At 38.5% G+C, this 231-nt stretch carries 1 protein-coding gene; it reads left to right on the top strand.

What is annotated here, in order from left to right; all coding sequences use genetic code 11:
• Positions 1-17 precede the first annotated feature (17 nt).
• Positions 18-231 (top strand): autotransporter outer membrane beta-barrel domain-containing protein (locus A1D25_RS01965; RefSeq protein ID WP_240327085.1); only part of this gene is annotated, 214 nt, incomplete at its 3' end.

Raw genomic sequence — 231 nt, 5'->3', positions numbered from 1 at the left:
CTGACAATGGTTTCTATTTGGATAATATAGCAAAATATGAGTATGTAAAAGCGAATGCTACGAATACTGGAAATAGAAAATATAATGCTTATACACTTTCAAGTGAAATTGGGCGTATTCACCAACTTGGACAAGGTTGGTTGATTACTCCACAACTTCAAGCTGCTTGGACAACGGTATCAGGTCTTGATGATGAAGATCGTATTTCTGCAATGACAGCGAGAGCGGGAG

The organism is Ursidibacter arcticus, assembly GCF_009761375.1.
GTDB lineage: Bacteria > Pseudomonadota > Gammaproteobacteria > Enterobacterales > Pasteurellaceae > Ursidibacter > Ursidibacter arcticus.
This window is presented reverse-complemented; position numbering and strand designations above follow the sequence as displayed.